The organism is Glutamicibacter sp. (assembly GCF_032154645.1).
In the GTDB taxonomy this organism is placed as follows: domain Bacteria; phylum Actinomycetota; class Actinomycetes; order Actinomycetales; family Micrococcaceae; genus Glutamicibacter.
Window position 1 is genome coordinate 57,343 of the sequence record NZ_JALDXV010000009.1, and the last position, 19,102, is coordinate 76,444.

The 19,102-nt window shown below is 56.4% G+C and carries 32 protein-coding genes; 8 read left to right on the forward strand and 24 right to left on the reverse strand.

Translation table 11 applies throughout. From position 1 onward, the window contains the following. Positions 1 to 21: 21 nt before the first annotated feature. From RUH64_RS09520 to RUH64_RS09615, 20 genes are all read right to left on the reverse strand, one after another. Positions 22 to 384, reverse strand: coding sequence for a VRR-NUC domain-containing protein (locus RUH64_RS09520; protein ID WP_313813002.1), 363 nt, complete (start codon positions 382 to 384; stop codon positions 22 to 24). Beyond that, the gene (locus tag RUH64_RS09525) at positions 384 to 1,652 is read right to left on the reverse strand and encodes a hypothetical protein (protein ID WP_313813003.1); all 1,269 of its coding nucleotides are present in this window, start codon (positions 1,650 to 1,652) and stop codon (positions 384 to 386) included. The genes RUH64_RS09520 and RUH64_RS09525 overlap by 1 nt, the downstream gene beginning before the upstream one ends. Beyond that, a complete protein-coding gene (locus RUH64_RS09530) occupies positions 1,576 to 1,863 on the reverse strand; it encodes a hypothetical protein (RefSeq protein ID WP_313813004.1) in 288 nt (95 codons plus the stop codon). Before RUH64_RS09530 ends, RUH64_RS09525 begins: the two co-directional genes overlap by 77 nt. Then, the gene (locus RUH64_RS09535) at positions 1,860 to 2,135 is read right to left on the reverse strand and encodes a hypothetical protein (protein ID WP_313813005.1); all 276 of its coding nucleotides are present in this window, start codon (positions 2,133 to 2,135) and stop codon (positions 1,860 to 1,862) included. The genes RUH64_RS09530 and RUH64_RS09535 overlap by 4 nt, the downstream gene beginning before the upstream one ends. Beyond that, positions 2,132 to 2,512: an ead/Ea22-like family protein gene (locus RUH64_RS09540; protein WP_313813006.1), complete on the reverse strand. Its 381-nt coding sequence runs from the start codon at positions 2,510 to 2,512 to the stop codon at positions 2,132 to 2,134. The genes RUH64_RS09535 and RUH64_RS09540 overlap by 4 nt, the downstream gene beginning before the upstream one ends. Then, positions 2,505 to 2,837: a hypothetical protein gene (locus RUH64_RS09545; RefSeq protein ID WP_313813007.1), complete on the reverse strand. Its 333-nt coding sequence runs from the start codon at positions 2,835 to 2,837 to the stop codon at positions 2,505 to 2,507. Before RUH64_RS09545 ends, RUH64_RS09540 begins: the two co-directional genes overlap by 8 nt. Beyond that, on the reverse strand, positions 2,837 to 2,962 hold the full coding sequence (locus RUH64_RS09550; protein ID WP_313813008.1) for a hypothetical protein: 126 nt from the start codon (positions 2,960 to 2,962) through the stop codon (positions 2,837 to 2,839). Before RUH64_RS09550 ends, RUH64_RS09545 begins: the two co-directional genes overlap by 1 nt. Next, entirely contained in the window at positions 2,959 to 3,213 is a 255-nt protein-coding gene (locus RUH64_RS09555; protein WP_313813009.1) for a hypothetical protein, read from the reverse strand. The genes RUH64_RS09550 and RUH64_RS09555 overlap by 4 nt, the downstream gene beginning before the upstream one ends. Continuing rightward, on the reverse strand, positions 3,210 to 3,701 hold the full coding sequence (locus RUH64_RS09560) for a 3'-5' exoribonuclease domain-containing protein (RefSeq protein WP_313813010.1): 492 nt from the start codon (positions 3,699 to 3,701) through the stop codon (positions 3,210 to 3,212). Before RUH64_RS09560 ends, RUH64_RS09555 begins: the two co-directional genes overlap by 4 nt. After that, positions 3,698 to 3,985: a glutaredoxin family protein gene (locus tag RUH64_RS09565; protein WP_313813011.1), complete on the reverse strand. Its 288-nt coding sequence runs from the start codon at positions 3,983 to 3,985 to the stop codon at positions 3,698 to 3,700. The genes RUH64_RS09560 and RUH64_RS09565 overlap by 4 nt, the downstream gene beginning before the upstream one ends. A gap of 60 nt (positions 3,986 to 4,045) precedes the next feature. Beyond that, on the reverse strand, positions 4,046 to 4,777 hold the full coding sequence (locus RUH64_RS09570) for a hypothetical protein (RefSeq protein ID WP_313813012.1): 732 nt from the start codon (positions 4,775 to 4,777) through the stop codon (positions 4,046 to 4,048). Further along, a complete protein-coding gene (locus RUH64_RS09575) occupies positions 4,774 to 5,106 on the reverse strand; it encodes a WhiB family transcriptional regulator (RefSeq protein ID WP_313813013.1) in 333 nt (110 codons plus the stop codon). The genes RUH64_RS09570 and RUH64_RS09575 overlap by 4 nt, the downstream gene beginning before the upstream one ends. Beyond that, positions 5,096 to 5,410: a hypothetical protein gene (locus tag RUH64_RS09580; protein ID WP_313813014.1), complete on the reverse strand. Its 315-nt coding sequence runs from the start codon at positions 5,408 to 5,410 to the stop codon at positions 5,096 to 5,098. Before RUH64_RS09580 ends, RUH64_RS09575 begins: the two co-directional genes overlap by 11 nt. 47 nt (positions 5,411 to 5,457) lie before the next feature. Then, on the reverse strand, positions 5,458 to 6,957 hold the full coding sequence (locus tag RUH64_RS09585) for a ParB N-terminal domain-containing protein (RefSeq protein WP_313813015.1): 1,500 nt from the start codon (positions 6,955 to 6,957) through the stop codon (positions 5,458 to 5,460). Between the two features lie 48 nt (positions 6,958 to 7,005). Then, the gene (locus RUH64_RS09590; protein ID WP_313813016.1) at positions 7,006 to 7,230 is read right to left on the reverse strand and encodes a hypothetical protein; all 225 of its coding nucleotides are present in this window, start codon (positions 7,228 to 7,230) and stop codon (positions 7,006 to 7,008) included. Then, positions 7,220 to 7,570: a hypothetical protein gene (locus RUH64_RS09595; protein ID WP_313813018.1), complete on the reverse strand. Its 351-nt coding sequence runs from the start codon at positions 7,568 to 7,570 to the stop codon at positions 7,220 to 7,222. Before RUH64_RS09595 ends, RUH64_RS09590 begins: the two co-directional genes overlap by 11 nt. After that, positions 7,567 to 7,995: a hypothetical protein gene (locus RUH64_RS09600; protein ID WP_313813020.1), complete on the reverse strand. Its 429-nt coding sequence runs from the start codon at positions 7,993 to 7,995 to the stop codon at positions 7,567 to 7,569. Before RUH64_RS09600 ends, RUH64_RS09595 begins: the two co-directional genes overlap by 4 nt. Before the next feature lie 248 nt (positions 7,996 to 8,243). Beyond that, positions 8,244 to 8,753 carry a helix-turn-helix transcriptional regulator gene (locus RUH64_RS09605; RefSeq protein WP_313813022.1) on the reverse strand — a complete coding sequence of 170 codons (510 nt, stop codon included), beginning with the start codon at positions 8,751 to 8,753 and terminating at the stop codon, positions 8,244 to 8,246. Continuing rightward, positions 8,750 to 8,917, reverse strand: coding sequence for a hypothetical protein (locus tag RUH64_RS09610; protein ID WP_313813025.1), 168 nt, complete (start codon positions 8,915 to 8,917; stop codon positions 8,750 to 8,752). The genes RUH64_RS09605 and RUH64_RS09610 overlap by 4 nt, the downstream gene beginning before the upstream one ends. Then, positions 8,914 to 9,369: a helix-turn-helix transcriptional regulator gene (locus RUH64_RS09615; protein ID WP_313813027.1), complete on the reverse strand. Its 456-nt coding sequence runs from the start codon at positions 9,367 to 9,369 to the stop codon at positions 8,914 to 8,916. Before RUH64_RS09615 ends, RUH64_RS09610 begins: the two co-directional genes overlap by 4 nt. A 140-nt stretch (positions 9,370 to 9,509) precedes the next feature. Here RUH64_RS09615 and RUH64_RS09620 point away from each other — a divergent pair, with 140 nt between their 5' ends. The 8 genes from RUH64_RS09620 (at position 9,510) to RUH64_RS09655 (ending at position 15,812) form a co-directional block, all read left to right on the forward strand. Next, on the forward strand, positions 9,510 to 10,130 hold the full coding sequence (locus RUH64_RS09620; RefSeq protein ID WP_313813028.1) for a hypothetical protein: 621 nt from the start codon (positions 9,510 to 9,512) through the stop codon (positions 10,128 to 10,130). Further along, positions 10,130 to 11,551: a ParB/RepB/Spo0J family partition protein gene (locus tag RUH64_RS09625; RefSeq protein WP_313813029.1), complete on the forward strand. Its 1,422-nt coding sequence runs from the start codon at positions 10,130 to 10,132 to the stop codon at positions 11,549 to 11,551. The genes RUH64_RS09620 and RUH64_RS09625 overlap by 1 nt, the downstream gene beginning before the upstream one ends. A 37-nt stretch (positions 11,552 to 11,588) precedes the next feature. Then, on the forward strand, positions 11,589 to 12,461 hold the full coding sequence (locus RUH64_RS09630) for a DNA adenine methylase (RefSeq protein ID WP_313813030.1): 873 nt from the start codon (positions 11,589 to 11,591) through the stop codon (positions 12,459 to 12,461). A gap of 75 nt (positions 12,462 to 12,536) precedes the next feature. Then, positions 12,537 to 12,938: an ImmA/IrrE family metallo-endopeptidase gene (locus RUH64_RS09635; protein WP_313813031.1), complete on the forward strand. Its 402-nt coding sequence runs from the start codon at positions 12,537 to 12,539 to the stop codon at positions 12,936 to 12,938. Positions 12,939 to 13,032: 94 nt separating this feature from the next. Continuing rightward, on the forward strand, positions 13,033 to 13,206 hold the full coding sequence (locus RUH64_RS09640) for a hypothetical protein (RefSeq protein ID WP_313813034.1): 174 nt from the start codon (positions 13,033 to 13,035) through the stop codon (positions 13,204 to 13,206). Then, positions 13,203 to 14,642 (forward strand): recombinase family protein, encoded by a 1,440-nt coding sequence (locus RUH64_RS09645; RefSeq protein ID WP_313813037.1) that lies wholly within the window; start codon positions 13,203 to 13,205, stop codon positions 14,640 to 14,642. The genes RUH64_RS09640 and RUH64_RS09645 overlap by 4 nt, the downstream gene beginning before the upstream one ends. A gap of 402 nt (positions 14,643 to 15,044) precedes the next feature. Beyond that, positions 15,045 to 15,335: a hypothetical protein gene (locus tag RUH64_RS09650; RefSeq protein WP_313812972.1), complete on the forward strand. Its 291-nt coding sequence runs from the start codon at positions 15,045 to 15,047 to the stop codon at positions 15,333 to 15,335. Between the two features lie 69 nt (positions 15,336 to 15,404). Next, positions 15,405 to 15,812 carry a hypothetical protein gene (locus RUH64_RS09655; protein WP_313812973.1) on the forward strand — a complete coding sequence of 136 codons (408 nt, stop codon included), beginning with the start codon at positions 15,405 to 15,407 and terminating at the stop codon, positions 15,810 to 15,812. Positions 15,813 to 15,886: 74 nt separating this feature from the next. On the opposite strand, the gene RUH64_RS09660 is transcribed toward RUH64_RS09655, so the two are convergent. The 4 genes from RUH64_RS09660 to RUH64_RS09675 form a co-directional block, all read right to left on the reverse strand. Next, positions 15,887 to 16,291 carry a hypothetical protein gene (locus tag RUH64_RS09660; RefSeq protein ID WP_313812974.1) on the reverse strand — a complete coding sequence of 135 codons (405 nt, stop codon included), beginning with the start codon at positions 16,289 to 16,291 and terminating at the stop codon, positions 15,887 to 15,889. A gap of 14 nt (positions 16,292 to 16,305) precedes the next feature. Further along, a complete protein-coding gene (locus tag RUH64_RS09665; protein WP_313812975.1) occupies positions 16,306 to 17,265 on the reverse strand; it encodes a peptidoglycan-binding protein in 960 nt (319 codons plus the stop codon). A gap of 100 nt (positions 17,266 to 17,365) precedes the next feature. Next, positions 17,366 to 18,556 (reverse strand): hypothetical protein, encoded by a 1,191-nt coding sequence (locus RUH64_RS09670; RefSeq protein WP_313812976.1) that lies wholly within the window; start codon positions 18,554 to 18,556, stop codon positions 17,366 to 17,368. 44 nt (positions 18,557 to 18,600) lie between these two features. Then, entirely contained in the window at positions 18,601 to 19,029 is a 429-nt protein-coding gene (locus tag RUH64_RS09675; protein WP_313812977.1) for a DUF2746 domain-containing protein, read from the reverse strand. Positions 19,030 to 19,102 lie beyond the last annotated feature (73 nt).

Consider the following 19,102-nt stretch of genomic DNA (forward strand, 5'->3'; position numbering starts at 1 on the left):
CAGCATGAGCAATCTGGGCGCTCAAAGTGTTCTCCCAACGACAGCACCTCCTCGCAGCACCTTGGCAATACGGCCAGACACATAATCAATCGGACGCCATACCTCAGCCACATGACCGCCAATCCGAAGCCCGTTAATCCACGACTCCTGATGCACGCTCACGCGACCTACCTGTGTCTTCAGCTCGATAAACAGAAGCTTGCCGGTCTTACCATGCACGAGCACCAGATCAGGGAAACCAGGATTCGAGCGCCGGCTATCCGCCGTGTGGTAGGTCAACGTGTAGCCGTAGGTCTTGGCCAGGTGCAGCACGTGAGTCTGGAAATCTGATTCACTCCACAGCAAGGCAGGATGCTTGATTGGCTTTGAGTTTGAGTAAGTCATCAGTTGTTCCTCCTTCGAGGTCTTCTACGTCTTCGACCAGAGCGAGGAGCGTCCGAGGGCTTAGAAGAATCTGGGGGCAAGTGACCGCGGCTCCCGTCCAGACCCTGCCCGGCCCTGCCAGACCCTTCCCGACCCGACCCGGCAGATCCAGATCCGCCACCCTCGTCTTCTTTGATCGTTGTTTGATGATCAATTGATCGTTCTTTGATTCGTGTTTGATCCGCATGTGGAGGCTGTGACGAGTGCTGCGCTGGCTGGCCGGAGGTGTCCGTTGCCTTCCCAGTGGCTGCCGGAGTCTCACCTGGAGCGGGAGTCTCTACGGTCTCGTCGTCGTGCACTGCAGGAAACGCCATCAGGTCAGAATGGGACCGAGGCTTTTCATGGGCCGGGATGTCCGTTGCCTCATGTCGCTCAACCTTGCTGGCTGCCGTCGCGTTCGAGTCGAAGCTGGATGAGCCGGAGATAGCCGTTGCGTCATCACTAGCCGGGCGTGCCCATTCAGGCATGCTGGCCGTCGTGTCCTCGAACGCCGGAGCTGGCGCGGGATCGAATAGTTCTCTGCGTTTCTCGGATGCGTTCACGCGATATCCACATCTGTCGAGCAGCCAATCGGCTGTCGCCTTGCTGTAATAAGGGTTTTCTGGGACTGGACGCAACGGTCTGTCCCAGGTTGCACCGTCCTTTCTTGATGAGTTGCAGGTCTTGCAGGCGACGACCAGGCGCTCAGCGGGGGTCGGGTCCGAGCTATCTAGATCGCGTGGATCTAGATGGTCGATCGTGCCCACACGAGCTGACTTCTGGTCTCCGCCTGCACCATTGCTAAATCGGACGATGACACCACACCAGCGGCATTCGTCACCGTCACGCTTACGAACTGGACCGGAACGTTCAGGCTTGCGATTATCTGCTTCCCTGTTCTTGTTCCGTTCCTTCTCAGACTTCAATATCATGTGGAAGAGGTCTTCCTCTTCCACGAGTTTCAGACCGGCGCGCCTAATGCCCTTGTCATCATCAAACTCTTTCTCTTCAAAAAGTCCGCAGTACACGGCCGCTGCGAGCAGCTCCTTGTACCGGCTGAGCCCGGCCAGTGCTTTCGCCTGACCGACCTCCACAATGTAGTCACGATCGAACGCTGCTGACCGAGTCGCGCACTTAGTCACCCAACCAAACAACTCGTTCAGCAGCCGATCATCAGCCCAGTCCAACTCCAGAACGCGCATAACCACTGGATGCTCGGCCGAAACGTCCGACAGCTTCAACCACGACATCTGATGATTTCCTGTTCGTATCTCGCGCACGCGGCAACTTGAAGGCCTGAGCCCTGGCTACGGCGAGCGCTTGTTGGTGTTCTTTGGTGTCAGCGATGGTTAGCTGATGCTGGATGGTGACCCATCGTTGGGTGTACGGGTTTCGGCAGACGTAGATCTTGTCTCCGGTGGCGGTCAGTGCTCGTATAAGTAGCGCATTCCAGTAGGTCATGGCGTTGCCTCGATCCTGATGATCTGCTCCGGGTGGCCGATCCGTTCGTTTTGGAGGCCTTGCCAGTTGACGGCGATCTTGCTGGACATTTCCCGGTGGTGAACGAAGGTAATCTGCCCGTAGACGGTGGCCTGATTAGCGAATGCAATCTGGGCGTGCAGCCCCCGATGAAACGAGGTGATGTCGCCCAGACGGATCGGCTCCATATCGCGGATTGGGTCAAGCTTTTGCGGTGGGCCTGCAAGCTCTCGTTCTTCCTGGTTCTCGCTCACTGCTCACCATCCAAGGCTTCGAGAATGTCCCCCACGGTGTTGCACTCTGCGTCGTTGTCGATGTAGTCACCGTCAGTAGTCATGCACAGCGCCCGCACTCTTGCCACCTGCTGTTCAGCCTGTTCGAGTCGAGACAAGAGGGCGAGGACAGTGGTCGGATCAAACATGGCGATAAACTCGGCGGTTGACGCGCCCTCAGACTCACCCTGCGTCATTTTCTCTGCAACATACGAGCGGCCAAAATTATCACCGTCATTGATGTAAACTCCGTAACCGTCCCAGTCGTCCTCTTCGAACGCCCACGGGCCCCACTCACGGGTTTCCTCGGCTTCGGCTATCTTCCGCAGCTGCTCAAGGTCTAGGCTCTGCTCACTCATTGGTATCCCCGTAAAGATCAACCAGCGTCTGCTGCTCTGGAGACAGGTCGCGCTCGTAGGTCTGCTCGAAGATGTCAGGCTTGCACGGGTAGAACTCTCCCTGCACGCCTCGAATGATGTAGTCGCCAACGTTGGCGGTCATAGTTCCTTCGAGAGTGTGGACCAGCATCTGATGGGCGTGCCCGCTTTTCGGCACGGCTCTTATGAGAGTCCCTAGCGGTGCATTGGACTTTGCCCATTGCAGGATTTCCCCACGGTTCGTTTCGGTCAGCTGGAAAGCCTCGATCACGACCGGCTTCTTGCGGAACTTCAGTGACTTAGACATTAGTTCTTCCTTTCCTGGGTCTCGTTGATGCTCTTGCTTAGCCAGCGGTAGAGCCCGTAAGCGATTGCCGGTGATGCGGCCGCATAGGCTCCGAGGCAAAGGACCACTACATCCCAGCTGCTCATTCGGTGTCCCCTGGCTTCGGGCTGGGCTTGCCAGTGATAGTGATCAAGGTGGACGGGATCAAGCCGAACTCCCCTCTCTCGGTGACGATCCGGACAAGCTTGAGCTTGTGAGTCCTTTTCTTCCTGTCGCCAAACGTGGTTTCCTCAAAGGTTTCCTCGGCATGTCCAACCGACTGCAGGACTCCATAGTTTGCGAGTTCCTTACCCAGATCCGTGCCGTTGAGGCGGCGGGCTTCAATCGGCATGCTCATCGCGTGGACTCCCTCATGATGTGGTCGTACATCGCGCGAGCATGCCGGGCATCGGCGAGCGCGTCGTGTAGGCCGATTGGTTGCTTTGGTAGGCGGTCGATGCCGGTCCAGGTTGAGAGTGATCGGACGTCATTGGTGAACATTGGGATGCCCGTTGGCAGGTTGATCATGCGTCCAAAGAGTTGCGCTAGGGCTACGTGGTCGTAGGCGCTGTACCAGGCCCACAGCTCGGGCGGGGTGTGGTCTGCGGTGAGGAAGGCCGGCACTTCGTCGCGGATTCGTTCTTTGAATTTCCACGTTTGGACGTTGAAGATTGGTAGCTGGGCGACCACGTTGGTCATGAGCCACGCATCGTTTTCGATGGCTTCCCAGTTGGCATCGCGATTTACTGCGTAGTATTCGCGGCCATCCTGGGCGACGATGCCGATGCTGATCAGCTCAATGGTCTTGCCGTCTTCGAGGAACTCGGTGTCGTAGAAGTACTTCACAGTGATCCTCTTCTCTTTGCGATGATGTGCTCCACGATGAGATCCGAGCGATGCCCGAACCACTCTTCGGTGTCGCCGGTGTCGGTGTTGACGACCTTGACGTAAGGCATGGCCAGCTTGGAACCGAGTTGCTCAGCAATAGCCCGCAGCTTCTCGATCAGTTCGATGTTGTCTTCGGCAACGTGCACCGTCTGGTGCGGAACCTTTCGCTGGTTCAGGTTGCTCTTGGTCCGCCTGCAGTCGCCGCAGGCGTCCTTCGTATAGACCGTGACTTCTAAAGCCATCAGATCCTCCTTTTTATAAAAACAAGGCTTTTAGTTTGTTTATCGGTAAACAAGGTTTGGCTAGCTGACTACGGCCAGATGCATCGGAACATGGTCGATCCATGCGCGCTTCGTCGCCCTGTAGTTTTTGCTCTTGGAATCGTCCAGCTCCAGCTTGGAGACCTCCATGCACCCGATGAACGACGAACCAACCATCACGAGGATGCGGCCGCCGCCGGCCGCCGCCAGAACACAGCCAACGCCGTACGCAGTCTCGGCCGCCTTGAACGTCGCCAAGCGCTTCGAATCGAACTCCACTGGAGGAAGACTCGAGGACTGCAGCTGCAAATAGTGTGCGAGCGAGTGCCAGGCCTTCTGCAGCCCTTCCCGGTATTGAACCGGGGTGGTCACTCGATAAGAGTCACCACCGAAGAGCTGGCCTAGGCGCCGAATGTTGACCGTCGCTACTCGGATCTCCTTTTCCTCGGGCCTTCGCTCGATAGTGAAAGACACCGTCACTTCCAGCTGCACTTCCCAATCTGTCTTCGACGGGGTGAACGCAGCGATGATCGTCGAGGCAATAGCTGGGGTGAGGCTGAAATCGCCAAGTTCTCCGTCCCAGTCCTCACGATCGATCTCAACGCGGGCCATTCCCATCGTTAGACCGTTCTCTGCGAAGACCAGGAGATCCCCATTGGGGCGAACCGATAACGTCAGCGAGCCACCGACAGTGTCATCCTTGTCTTTCGACGCATGGACTTTTACAGCAGCGAGAGCCGCACGGAACCGGAACATATCGACAACAAATTTCATGATGTTTCTTCCCTCGCTCTTCTCGCTTCCTGCTGAGTCCGACGGCGAGCCCGGATCCTGTCTTCCGCCGTCGTGCCGCCGTAGATCCCGTACTTGAACGTGTTGGCATCCTCGTGGGCGAAGAAGCCGCAGATCTGCCGCACACGGCACGTACCGCAGATCGCCTGCGCCTGCTGGGCGGCCGCCGGCGCCGCGCTAGTGGGGAAGAACGGATCGCCGTGCTTCTTGAAGTCCCAGCGGACGCACGCCGCGTCCTCCTGCCAAGCCGCAGAATCGCTGGCTTTCGATGGCGCGTGCGCCACCATGGAACGCATTCCCCTAGTCGCCATTACGGAGCCCCCTCCAGAACCTGGACGCATCGACCTGAGCTTCAGCCCACGCCCAAGCGACGGTCTTCGAGTCATAGACCGCAGCCAACGGGCGGCCGTCAACTTTGAGAGGGCAGCAGTAGTCCGTCCAGATCTTCGCCACCCACACCGGCTTGCCATCATCAAGCCCGCGTGCCGGTCGGACGGTGGCCCGTGGGTACTTGGCGCCCGCCGGCGGCAGTGAGGACAGCGGAAAATGAGCTCGTTTGATGTCTACGATGCGGATTCGTGGCGCGGTGCCTGCAGCCGATGGGTGTGCGCCCATGCTGCGAGCACGAACAGCCGGATCGCGGAAGTCGAATCCCCTGACCATTACGCAACCTCGCCATCAGTCGAAGCGCAGCCAGTGCAGATCTCCGCGCCGGTCGGCTCGAACGGTGAAGTGCCGCAGGACTTGCACACATCATCCGGAACCTCGACCAGGTCTAGTTCCCGGTTTCGCGCCGGCTCTTTGAGCGCCTGGTACTGCATGGCCTCGATCTCGTCCAGATCCAGCTCGTAGCCCAGCTGCTCCTGCAAAAACAGGTAGTACTGCCGACGACGCTTCCACGCAGACCCGTACTGCGGCTGCTCCCACTGAGAACGCTCGAAGCCCCTGAGCTTGCTCAGATCCTCCTCGGCATAAACCATGTTGCTGAACGCCAGCAGACGGCCAAGACCAGCCAACGACTGCTTAGCCAAATGCTTCGTCAGGTCTTCCGTCCAGCGTTCGTACGGATCCAGCTCGTCATCGGGGTTGTCCTCGTCCACGTAAGGGAACCCGACTGCGGGACCAAAAATGGTTTTGAGCGATTCTTCATATCGGAGGTTTGCGACGACCTGCTCCGCAATTGCACGCTTCGCGAAAGAGTCATCCGGCTTGACGGTCTGCAGCTTGTCCTGGATAAACGCCAGTCGGGTGCGCTGCACGATTGGCAGCATGCCATTGAGCTTGTCCTGGATCTTCTTGTCCAGCTTCTCTTCCTTGGACAGCTCAGGCTTAGCTTTCACCGCCTTGGCGTACCAAGTAGGCTCCGCGCTCTGGTAGCCGAAGTAGTAACGGGGCTTCGCAGCAACGTGCTCCTCATCAGTCATCTCGTCCTCGACCTTGGACCACTTGCTGCCATACTGCATGTCGTAGTCGCCCTCGACGGCGCCGAGCTCAACCAGCGCATCCTTACGCTTCGCCTTGAAGATCGAAATTTCAGTCTCAGCAATCACCCGCTCCACAGTCTCCACGCTGGCACCGTTGGTCATACCCTCGATGCGCTCAACAGCCCGCTCATACAGTCCAGGGACATCCGAATTCTCTTCAAGGTCCTGAAGGCGCTGCACAGCGTCCAGGCGGAGACGGCCAGAAGTGTAGGCCTTGGAAAGGGCGTCATCCTTCCGCGCCACCTTGGCGCGGGTACGGATCTCTGTGCGAGGCATCTTGAACTTCTTGCCGATGGTCGTCTCGTGCATGCCAAGATCGAGAAGGGTCTGAACGCCCTTGGAAACCTCGGCCTCGGTCAATGGGCGATGGTTACGGCCCGTGGTCAACATGGCCTCAACGTCAGCCCGCTGGCCGCGCTCCGGAGACGGATGAACCACGCAAGGGATCTCCGAAAGGCCAGCCTGGATACAGGCGGCGCGGCGGCGGTTTCCGTCCTGCACGACGTAATCTCCGGCGCGTTCTGGATGCGGGTAAACCAGCAGTGGGTTGATCAGGCCCATCTCTTTGATCTCAGCAGTCAACTGAGTCAGATCCCCCAGGTCTGCACGGATGTTGTCAGGGTGCTGGTGAATCGAGGAAGCCGCTAGGACTTCCAATCTGCCTTTGAAACTGGCCATAGAAAATACACCTCTAGTGTGAAAAGAAGAATGAAAAGAGAAAGGGGGTTATCCCTGCCGGGCTGCTTCAGCACGGAACGCAGCACGTTCGGCGGCGGCCCAGTCAGCGACAGCGCACACGCAGAGAACGCCGAAAACCATCATGACCAGGACCCACAGCCCGTTAGACAACGGCAATACGAAATACAGTGCGACAACCAGGGCAGCCAGTACCGGCAGCCAGATGAACCACATGCGGATGCCGTTTGCCTGTCGAATCTGATCAGCGTCCATCGTTTCCACCGCCAAACAATGAAGCAGCAGCGACTGGTTCGGGAAGCTGAATAAACGCGGTGATCTCGGCATACTTGATGCCATCAACGAACAGTGTTCCCACGCCATCGACTCCGAGTTCACGCATGGTTCCCTGGTCAACGATGACCTTGCGGCCCAGATACTTGCGGTTCGCCCAGGTCTGCACGACCTTCTGGATCTGCTTCGCACATTCAGCCTTTGGGTACTCGGTCCACTCCACATCGAACTTGTGCGATGCATGCTTGCCACGAGTCCGATTGAACGAACCAGCAACCTCGGGCGTAGGAATAATCAGAACTTTGCCCTTGACCCGGCTCATGGGTTGGCCTTTCTGGACTTCACGATCTGGCTCTCCAAGGGAGTGATCGCAACCTCCGACTTAGGCGACATGGCAGCATACTTGGCTGCGACCTCCGCGGCGTGGAGTAACTTGCTTATGCCGAAGTTCAGATCAGGAATCACCGGGCGGATCTCCACACACTTGATACCTCGGAACTTATCCATCTCATCGCGCAGCTCATCAAGCACTTCATCCAAGGCGTCAATGGTCGCGTCGGTATGATCCATGGCGCCCAGAATGTTTCCGGTCGCGTCGTAACCAGGCCAGCTCTTCAACGCATGCAACAGGTGCACGGCCTTGTCCTTCGCCCGATCGAAGGTTTCTTGACGGACCTGGCAAGCCTTAGCCTCCGCATTGGCTTCAGCTCCACGGCCGCCGTTATGACGGAAGTAGCGCTTAGCCACGCTGACCACGCCCTCTCAGACGAAGGATCAGCTCAACCAGGAGCATGAACAGAGCGGTCAGGAACCGCGCAACGTTATTCGCGATCACGCCGCCACCTCCGCGGGAGTGGCTTCGCGCTGACGCAAGTATTCTGCATACGTGCGAGCTGCATCAGCCAAGCACTCGTCTTCCGACTTCACCGGCACAGGCGATGCGCCTGCCCCAATTTGTGGGTTCGATACACTAGACATCGAAATCAGTCCTTTGCTTACCGTTCTGGATTATTGGTTTCGTCGCCCTCAGCAGTTGCCGCTGCTGGGGGCACTTCTTTTGTCATCGAGTCGATCTGCTCGACGATCACTCGGATTTCAGCGAGTGCTTCGACGGCCGTGAGTCGCTTCCTCGCTGGGATAGTTCCGGGAGACCAGAAGTCTTGGATCCGTTCAAGGTCTAAAGCCATGCAGATGATCGGGACTTCGTTCAGCCGAATCTCCCGCTCACCCCGCTCTACTTTCGAGAGCACGGACGTCGACCAGTAGAGGCCGAGGCCGCACAGTCGAGCAGCGAGCTGGGCCCGCGCAAGCTTCTTGGACTCACGCAAAGCCTTGAGTCGCCGACCAGGACCGAACTGCCGTTCATCATCGTGATTCTGAATGTGCCGATCGATGTCGTCGAAGTAGTTCTGTTCGACCTCCCAGTCCAGCTCGGTGAGATTTGGGCCGTTTGAGATGCCTACGTGGTAATCGCAGCCGATCTCCGGGCATTCATAAGAGCTCATGGCTTCCCTCCAAACTGCTTGTCGAAATCTTCCATCCAAACCGCAACATCATCGATGTACTTCAAGACCCGTTCAAGGTCTGCACGTGAGACAGTCACCTGATCGGCGAGTTCCTGCTCTTCAAGGTTGGTTTTGAGGTTGGTAACTGCTTGGTTGCTGCTCATGCAGCCCTCAGCTTCCCTGCACGTGAACCACGCTTCGGCGCGGTTGTTTGCGATGAAGTCCGTGGGCTTGGCGATTTTCGGGATCCAGCTTTCGAATGCTCTGGAACCTCTTCCAACTGTTCAATCTTTTCTTCCACTTTGGTCAAAAAAAGATCGTCCACTGCCACACCCAGAAACTTGGCAATACGCAATGCGGGCTCTGGCTTGCAAGTGTCTTCCAGCCCATTGCACATGCGATTGAAGTAGCTATGTGACGACCATCCAGCGGCTCGCGCCACATCGCGACGCGACACGTCCTGAATCTCAATCAATCGAAGGAGACGCTTTCGATCTTTGAGTTGCATCCAAAGATCCCCTAACCGAATCGGAAACTTTACGACCTTCACTGTATTACCTTTCTTTCCAAGTGTCCAGATAATCTTTACACGTGGTGCGCGTAGGTGTCCAGTCATTCTTTACAACTTTTCCTTAATCCGCGTGGATTCGGGCTTAATTGGAGCAAAAAAGCTAAAGTTCTTAGTGTCCACCCCTGCAAGCGTCCAAGTGTCCACGACGGTTGCGCGGGCGCCATCCACCGAGAAAGACTGTCGCCGTGAACGAATTGCACCCGCTCGGAGAGCTAATCCAGGCAGCGCAAGACAGGTACGGCTGGTCCACTCGCGACATGGAACGTGAGGCCGATAAGCATGGCCTACGCATGGCGCACTCAAACTTCTCTCGCTTGAAGCTGGAGCCCGTAGTTGCAATCAAGGCAACCCAGATCCAAGCCTTGGCAAAAGTACTTCGAATATCAGAGCAGACAGTGGCTCGGGCGGCTATCTCCAGCATGGGAGTAGACCTCGACGAGAAACTAGCCGATCCTGGCGATGCACTTCGTTCCGCAGCCGATCTTAGCGAGCGAGATAAGCGGATACTCCTGTCCGCCCTCACCGCTATGCGGCAAGAGGAAAGTAGCGACGATGCAAAGTCGAACACGCCAAAGCAAGCGCACATCGCCCCACGACTTCGAGCGGTGGAGCCTGACTCAGATCACCCTGGCAAGGAACAGAAGACAGAGCCGGAAGGCTTCAGCATTACCGAAATTCACGGCGCCGAAACAGCGAAGTATCCGGTGCCACCGATCGAGCAACTAGCCGCTCACCCGAAGGTGAAGACGACTCGGGAATGGCTCGACGAAACCACCGGCGAGCGCCAATCAGACAAGGACCAGTAATGACCACCGTTAAGGATAAATCCGTTCCCATTTCGAAATTGGATTTGGATCTCGATAACTACCGACTCGATGTTTCAGCGAGTAGCCAGTCCGAAGCTCTTGAATTGCTGATGGAAAGTTTTGGAGAAAGCATCGTTGGTCTAGCGCGAGACATCCATCAACGAGGAGAATTAAGTCCTATTGACCAAATGCTGGTACTGCCAGTTGATAATCGCTATGTCGTCCTCGAAGGTAATCGAAGGCTTTGCGCACTTCGATTGCTCAACCGCCCCAATTTGGCGCCTGAAAAGTACAGGAAAGTTTTCGAACGCCTGTCCAAGAAATACACACCAATAACGCGCGTACAGGCGAAAGTTATCGGTAATTTGCATGAAGCCTACGAGTGGATTGAGCTCAAACACAAGGGGCAGGGACAAGGTGAAGGTACAGTAACTTGGGGACCTAATGCCAAACGTAACTTCTTAGCAAGAAGCCAAGGAAAGATCACGTACATTCAAGCTATCGATAGCACCTTGCAGAAATGGTACAGCGATGATGCAGACTTTCAGGAAATGCTTCGTTCCATCCGGCATGGAGACCACCTCACGAACCTGGAACGTATATTGCAGGACCGATTCGTAAAGGATCAACTTGGTATTGAGTGGAGTAACGGATACCTGTCATTCAAATACTCACCAGAGGATCTACAACCATTCTTTGCCCGCGTGCTGTCATCTATAACCGGCGACCGAGGCGTTAATCAGGCATCATGGTCCAGAGCTTGGGCAACGGCTGGGGATCGGAAGACCTGGTTCTGCGCTCAGGACGATGTCTTGCCAGAATCGTCCAACCGCCTGAAGGAACCCATCACCATCAAAGGTGAAGTTCCCGATCGAGGGGAGCGGCCTGCGACCGACGGGAAATCCCCGAACAGGAAGCCTAGTACACCAAAACCAAAGAAGGAGGATTCGCGCCTCGACACGCGCGGATTCGCACCGCATGATAGATATCCACTCGCCGTCAGGGAGCTGTTCAATGAGATTCGCGACGTGGATTATTCGACTATTCCGAACATGACTCTTGATTCATTAAGATCACTTATTGAGAAGACCATTAAGGCATACGCACAGTTGCAGGGCGATCGTGTAAGAGGGCCAGAAAATCAGCGTTCCGGCAAGGAGGGATTTGCTCAGTTTGGCCACTGCATTTCTTGGCTTCAGGAACACTGTAAGCAATATCCGAGCCTGAAGGGGCACCTCACGCCCATCAGCGCGTTGACCACGAAACAAACCAAGTGGCCACGTACTGCCGATTATTTCAATGGCACTAATCACAACGACCAGTTCATGGCTGACAAAACAATGGTGCTTGAAGCATGGAATACATTCCATCCGGTGCTTCAAGACTTGCTAAATCGAGGTCCTGAGGCACCACCGGCCTAAGCTGGCCATCTCGAATCAAAGATTGAATAATAAGAACATGCGTTTCCTTTCTCCGCTCCGCTACCCAGGCGGCAAAGCCAAAATGGCCGACTTTTTTGCGCGCACGATTACAGCGCAATCTAACGTTGCAAACGTGTATGCGGAACCGTTTGCCGGCGGAGCTGGCGCAGCATTGAGGCTCCTCGACGATGGCGTTGTGGATCATATCGTCCTCAACGACAAGAACCCTGGAATCTATCAATTCTGGCAAAACGTCTATCACCGAACTGACAGGTTCGTTGATGAAATTCGTCGAACTGTTCCTAGCGTTGACGAATGGAGGGTCCACCGTGAAATCTATATGAACCCCACAGAAGCAGACCCATACGAACTAGGATTTGCAACGTTTTTCCTCAATCGCTGCAACCACTCCGGCATATTAAGTGCCCGGCCTATTGGCGGACTTGAACAAACGGGAAACTGGCTCATTGACGCTCGGTTCAAGCCAGATTATATGGCTAAGCGCATCGAGTACATAGCAGCTAGGCGCGACCAGGTAGAGCTACACAACATGGACGCACTGGACTTCATGACAGTTCTAGAATCAAAAAGCGACACGGTATTCGCTTATGTAGACCCACCTTACATTCAGCAGGGTGAGGAGCTGTACATGCAGCAGTTTGGCGACGAACAACATCTGAGCCTGTCCCAACGATTGGGCAAGACAGACCTTCAATGGGTATTGACCTACGACGACCATAAGTCCATCTCGGACGACTTGTACCTCGGTAGACGCTGCGCGGCATTCGGCATTGCACACACAGCTCAGAAGCAACACATCGGACGAGAATACATCGTATTCTCAGATGATCTTGTCATTCCAGATCTCCAAGTACTCCCCAATCGTGCGGCGGAGTATTTGGAGGCCTAGCACTCCTCTCCGACCCTTCATTTCGATTACCGGTTAAATTAGGCACAGCTATCAACTAGAACATATATTCGAATAATGCAGAATGTATGGGGCATGCTGCGCACACTCGCGCAGGTCGTAATAGTTTGGACCCGGCCACATCCGGAATTAGTCGCCGCCACTGATGGGCGGCATATATGGATCGACCCGAAGCTCACCAAGGCAGAGCGTCATTGCTTCCTCGCGCACGAGGCAATCCACATCAAACAAGGGCACGAGGGCTGTCAGACCGGCGCCATCGAACGGCAGGTCTGCCTGGAGACCGCCCAGTTCCTGGTGAGCTTCGAAGACCTGCAAAGCGTGGCCGGATGGTCCCGCAGCCCATGGGACATGGCAGAAGAACTTGGAGTCACCGAGCAGGTCGTCATCGACCGGCTGCAGACGCTGAGCGGCCCAGAGATTCAGACTCTCTGGCCGCCGAGCGACCATCACCCCTAGCAGGGTTATCCACAATCCGCCATCTCTTTAATTCATTAGCATCCGCGCACCTACACACTAGAAGATATCCACGATATTCACAGGAGTATCCACAATGAACTCGAATACAAACCCGACCATGAACCACGCTTCCGAATACCAGCTTCCTGCCACGGCTTTCGGCTGCACGCCCAGAGAGCCCACCGCCGAGGAAGACAACCTCCTCACCCTGCTCATTGCTCAACTCGACCTACTCACCCAGCCGCCACAAGGAGGGAAGCTGAAATGAACGCCCAGGATCGGCCGCGCGCTGTCCTCTACCTGCGCCAATCCATCGCCCGCGAAGAATCCATCAGCATGGAACTGCAGGAAGAGGCCGGCAGAAGGTACGCCGAGCAGCAAGGCTATGAAGTGATCGCCGTCGAAGCCGACGAAGGCATCAGCGGCCGGTCCTGGAAAACCCGCCCCGCGGTGCAACGCGTCATGACCATGATCGAGAACCGCGAAGCAGATGTGATCGTGCTCTGGAAGTGGAGCCGCCTTTCCCGCGCCCGCCTGGACTGGGCCATCGCGATCGACAAGGTCGAGTCCGCCGGCGGCCGCATCGAATCAGCCACCGAGCAAGTCGACGTCAGCACCAGCACCGGCCGCTTCGCCCGCGGCATGCTCGCCGAATTCGCAGCCTTCGAATCAGAACGCATCAGCGACACCTGGAAAGAAGCCCAAGCCCGCCGGCTAGCCAATGGACTACCCGTCAACGGACTGCCACGATTCGGATACCAGTACGACCCGGCCACCGGGTACACACCACACCCCAACGATGGTCCAGTACTGCGCGAATGCTACCTCCGCTATCTCCGAGGGGCGTCCTTCCGGCAGCTAACCGTCTACTTGCGTGGCGCCGCCGAGGTCCCCCACAGGCACCGCAGCAGCACCGGGATATGGCGCGTCAACTCGGTCATCCACATCTTGGATAACCCTTTCGCTGCCGGCCTGATCCGCCACAAAGACGAGCTCTACCAAGGCGCACACGAACCACTGATCAGCGCGGAAGAGTGGGCCGAGTACCAGGCACTGCGTAAGCAGCGGACAAGCACACGGACCCGGCAGAGCAGCAAGAACCAATCACCATTCAGCGTCTTGTCCATCTGCGTGGTCTGCCAAAACCGCTACTACGTCTCCGGACGCACCAGCAACGGAACGATCATGCTCAAATGCTCCGGCGTCAACTCACTCGGCGCCCACCGTGGAGCCAACATCATCGAGCACAAGATCGAAGCATCCTTCCTCAAATGGCTTACCGAGTACATACCCCGCATCAACCAACTCGCCGCCGACTACAAAGCCGACGAGACCCCGGCCACCGATACCGAAGCCAAGATCCGGCGAGCGCTCACCAAGGCTCAGGCGCGGCTTGATTCTCTGACCGCCAAGTATGTGGATGATGTAATCCCGAAGGAGTCGTATGTGCGGCTGCGCGATGAACAGACGGAGATCATCGATTCCTTGAATCGGCAGCTGGTCGAAGCGTCGCGGCCGAAGCGGAAGCCGCCAGAACTTGACCCGAAGCTGTTGGAAGACTGGCCCGAGATGCCCGTGGAAGTGAAGAAGCAGCTCGTGCACGACCTGGTGCTGCGGATTGAGATCTCCGAAGGATACGCACGCGACGTCAAGGGGGTTCACCGGAAGATTGATGTTGTGCCAAAATGGGCGGTGGATCATTGATTTCCTGCGGAAGTTGACCACTTGATAAGCGATAGGGGTTTAGACCAGTCCACAAACGTAGGCTGTTCTAAACCCCATTTGAGACTGACACGAACTTCGAACCACAGATATATTGATCGTCCTTTAACAAGTTCATGATTGAGTACGAACATTATGAACATGATCAACGTGTGCATTTGATTAGTTGCTGACTAAACGACCAACTTCTTCAAACTTGTAAAGATGTTAAACGTCAACATCAAAGTCGACAGTTATTAAGTGAGATCCTTCATCAAAATATTTAGTTATGCGCTATAACGCGCTATAGTTCATGAACGTGCAACGTTTACACACAATGTATGTACCAACGAAGCACGCACTTTGGTGTACTCGTGTGTCACCATACAACAGGAAGTGATCAGAATGGACAACGCAGAAGCACTCGTTCACTCTATTGGGCTTCATGCAGTTTCGGGCATTGGTAAAGAAAATCTCCGTGCACTCGAAGTTGCATTGGATTCCGATAGTCACGAAGCACACATTGCCGTAGTTTTACGTCATGAGTCTGAAGAGCAGATCCTTCGCACTACTGACAAGCTTAATGATCTACAGATTCTATTTCTCGGTGAGGCTTCAATTGAATGGTCTTTCGAGGAAGCTGGCTCCCGTACCCGTACGGTTCGAGCAACCGAAAAACAGTATCAGTACGCCTAGGCAACGATGCTCCCTACTACATCGCAGCTAGAAGATTGGGCCGGTCCCCATTGGAGGACGGCCCAGTCTTTGTTTAAGAGCTCTGACCAATGGGCGGCTGTTGCCGCGTTTTATACTTCGTACCATTACTTGCGTGCAGCGCTCATCGCAGATCCAGTATTTCAGGATCAGAAGGCGCTCTCATTGATCCACCCGGCGTTGAAGGTCGGCGATCAATTCGAGAAAAAACATAGCTTTGGTGGCTTGAGTAAAGCACAGCTTGGACTCATAGAAATGTGTATTGTGGTATATCCTCATGTCTCGCGTTATTACACGCTTGGGCATCAAGCCAGCTGCGGAGTTCGGTATGATGGAGGCTTCCCTCGTCACGTGTCGCTTGAAAAATCCATGGAATACGCCGAAATCTTCCGGCAAGAGTACCTTGCAGGGAACCTGGTACATACCAAGTCCAAGGCCCTCAAAGCTGCACAATCCTAGTCTTCTCTTTAACGAAGAAAACTGCCCGATCATATTCACCTTGCGGTGAATATGATCGGGCAGTTTCGCTGCAGCTACTTGCGGAAGGTCTCACCGTCGAAGCCAGGGTAAGAGCCCTCGGCCGCGGCCGTTGAGAAATCCTCCTGCGGTTCAACTTCGACCTGATCGCCAGGATCCGCAAAAGTGATTCCGGATCCCAACGGATCGTTCGCTTCACGCAGCGAATCAATGTGCTTCACGATCGTTCCGTACACCAACTGCTGCAGACCGTAGACGACGAGGAACGCCGGGAGGATCTGCATCCCGGTAAGCGCGCCAGTCGCGAACGAATACACTCCGGCGATTGCCAGTGACACCACGACGGGCAGCGCAACGCTGAGCGTCTTGGACCAGTCGCGGGTCTTGCGCCACTGGATGACCGGCGCCGAGGCGATGGTGAAGACCGCGGCGATCGCGGCCATGAGGATATCTGTATCCATGAGGTGGTTCTCCTTTACTTGAAGGGTGGGATGTCGAGCATTCGGCAGGTGATCGCACCGGCTTGGCCGTCGGCCTTGCCGCCGCCGAGCTTGGTGTAGCGGGTCCAGTTGGCTTTCTGGATCGCAGTGACGTGCTTGGCCAGGACTGGGCCGTAGTCGCCGTCGCGGACGAGCTTGCCCAGGCGCTGCGAGGCAGCCCATTTGGCAACGGCCGGCTGCAGCGTGTTGCGCACCCACTCGTACCAGCGCTGTGTGGTCGGGCCCCAGTAGCCGTCGGCCTTGAAGGTGGCGCCGCCGTACTTGCGTGCCCGCTCCTGGTAGCGCTTCACCGCGGAGCGGGTCATTTCGCCGTAGATGCCATCGATCTCGCCGGTGTAGATGCCAAGCGACTTGAGCAGCTTCTGGATCTTCTTGGTGTCCTTGGCGGAAACACCCTTCCAGACGGTTTTGGTCTTCGGCGCTGGCTTCGAAGTGCCACCGGTAGGCTTGGTGACTTCCTCGACCTTGCCTTCAGTGGCTCGACGGATCTTGTCTGCCACGCGCTTGACCGCGGCCGGCGAACCCACGATCTCGAAGTGCATGTCATCGCGCTTCGAAATCAGCAGGTTATAGTCGCCGCCCCAGCGCAGTGTGCCTTCGTAGTACTTGAGGCGGGCGCGGATCGCTGCGCGCTGCGCCGCGGCGAAGGTATTGATTGCCCCGCGTGGGTGGCGCATGGCGTTGACGTCGACCGCGTAGCCGCCGGCATGGTTCGAATAGCCCTTGGTCTTGCCACGTACCGGGCGGACCGCGTGGCCCCAGTCGTCCTCGCCCTGGTCGACGTCCTCGATGTGCTGATCGACGTACAGGACGATGTCTGTCAGGATGACCGCGACGTCGCCGCCGTGCACCTTGCCGATGATTTTCGGGATCCGTGTGAGCTGCGAACTGGTCGAGTCAAAGATGACCGGCCAGCCGTTCTGGCATAGGGCCATGGGGTTTCCTTTCGGGTATGCGAAAGCCCCGGCACCGGGTGGTGCCAGGGCATAAGAAAAGCCCCGACCATTTGGTCTAGGGCTTGGGTGGTTTGCGCTCCTACGGAACTACGGGTAGTGCAGCAAGAGCGGCCGCTGTGGGCCACGCGTCGGTGGTGAGCCAGCTGATCTGCGTGATCGAGTACTGATCGCCAAAGGTCGGCGTTGCGGTTCGGTTGATGATTCCCATGTCCCGCTCCGCGTAGCGAATAGTGACGCCTGTAAGGTTCGTGGTGCCGCTGCTGTTCATGTACACCGGGACGCGGGCGGTGATAGCCGTAGGCCGGAAACCGATTGGATATCCAGTCAAGAAGAAATTGGATGTAGCTGCACCAGTGAAGGTGACATTCTTCAGTAGCAGTGTTGCCCGGTTGCTTTCGCGGATCATGCGAGCGAAACCGTCGGTGCCTACAGTGACGTTCGCAGTCAGCAGGCTGGCTACATCACGCATAAACGTGGTCGACGACAGTAGTTTCTCTGTTGCGCCGGCGGAAACGTAGACCCGCTCTCCGACTGTTGAGTCGACCCGAAGGGTTGCGTTACCTGGGTCGCCCTGCGGACCCTTGAGCCAGTTCATGAATTCGGCTTCGGTCCCCGTGTGGCCGAGGCCCAACCAGACTTGGTAGGCCGAGAGCCCGTCGAAGTTCCCGGCGTCGGCATCCGATCGCACGCTGTTCGAAACTTGCTTCGCTTCCAACGCGGCCTGCTTCGATTCCTCGGCCGACGCTGCAGACTCAGCCGAGGACTCCGCGGATCGAAGCGCGGCCGCCTCCGACTGAGGAAGACCATATCCAGGGGTAGCCGGAGTCGGCGCAACGTCGGCAAGATTCAGCGGTTCTTCCGCATACGGGAGCAGAAAACTGAACGTTGGGATCTGAACTTGAACGTCCCCGACCTTATTGAACTTCGTTTCGATCGACCAGGTGTAATCCTGTACCGATGCATTCGGGTCATCTGTCACGTGCAGCACAACGCCGCGGTACATCGGCCGGCCCTCTTGCGGATGCCCCTTTGGATACGGCGTGGCCAAATGCCCCTCGTCGTCGAAGATCGCATTTATGGGTACGCGGACCAGCGTTGCGGATCCTGCTGACGTGTGGACGTTGTTGTAAGTGACGAACATCTTTAACACAGCGGTCCCGGCTACCGGTACCGTGTCAGGTTTCTGGTCAGGGTCCACACCGTCCGTTACCGCTGCAGCGACCCACCAGTTCACCAGACGTGTTCTGAGCTCGTCAGGCAAAACGCTCATCGGTGTTCCTTTCAGACTGGAATAGAACCACCCCACGAGGTGGCTTAGGTTATCCGTTTCTTATCGTGATACTGATTATGAAGATCGCTGATCATCGCTCGAACTGGTTCGGATTCTTTGACATGCTCTTCAAACTCTTCCCGCAAGACCTGTGTCTCACGTCTACCTGCCCTATCCTCGGCACGTAGATGACCGATATCCATTCGGGTAGCTTGATGGTCCTCACGTAATCCACGAACATCACGCGCGATCTCTCGCAATGCGCTCACGGTAGCTTCATGCCGTTCGTCCTGTTCCTCGCGGAGGTTCGTTGTGTGGGTGTTCTTTACCTGTTCCCGCGCCTCCTTGGCGTCTTTGGCGGCCGAGCGCGCGTCTTTCTTCGTCTTGCCAACATCGAAGGACAGCTTTCCAATCAAAGCTGTCAGCAGCGTGACAGCACCACCGATGATTGCGAGCAATACAGTCTCAGACATTCTTGCCTTTCACCGCTCCTGTGGGAGGGCACAAAAAATGCGCCCTCCACACAGGCGCCTCATGATCGATTTG